This window comes from Ruegeria sp. AP12 (genome assembly GCF_056540025.1).
Genome location: NZ_JBQFVZ010000228.1, coordinates 1 through 655, shown reverse-complemented (window position 1 = coordinate 655; position 655 = coordinate 1). Strand labels below are relative to the sequence as shown.

Annotated in this window: 1 protein-coding gene; it reads right to left on the bottom strand. The window is 60.9% G+C overall.

Annotated features, from left to right (window positions below; all coding sequences use genetic code 11):
- Positions 1 to 655, bottom strand: a 655-nt coding sequence (locus ACR0E6_RS22445) for an aminotransferase class I/II-fold pyridoxal phosphate-dependent enzyme (RefSeq protein WP_480587537.1), incomplete at both ends; no start/stop codon positions are given.

Here is a 655-nt window from a genome sequence, read left to right as displayed (position 1 = left end):
GGGGCCACCAAAGCAGCCCGGATAAATTGCTCGCCCGGGTTTTGCCCCGGATCGCCTTGAGAAAGATATGCGCCCGGCAGTACCCGAACCCCGGTGTCCTGCCACAGCTTCAATGCGGTTTCTTCGCCATTATCGACCGGCAACCAAAGGAAAAACCCGGCCTGCGGTGCCATATACCCCTGAATGCCAGCGAACACCTGATCGGCAATGGCGTATTTTTCCTGATAGAGCGCCCGATTCTCGGCCACGTGCGCCTCATCCGCCCACAGCTTTGCGGCAGCTGCTTGCAAAGGCAACGGCAGGGGTGCGCCCGCATAGTTGCGCAGTTGCTTGACGCGTTTGATCGTCTCGGGGCCACCTGCGATCAGACCAGAGCGCAACCCGGCGACATTTGACCGCTTGGATAGCGAATTGAACAGGGTGATCCGCTCAGGATCAGCGCCCAGTTCCTGCGCGACGGTCAGAACGCCGGTCGGGGCCTCATCGCGATAAATCTCGGAATAGCATTCATCCGCGAAGATGCGGAAATCGTACTTTTCGGCCAGCCGGATCAGTTCGGCCCAGTAGTCGCGCGACGCCACCGCACCCTGCGGGTTGGCCGGGGAACAGATATAGGCTGCCACCGTGCGGTACAGAACATCCTCGGGCAGCCCCG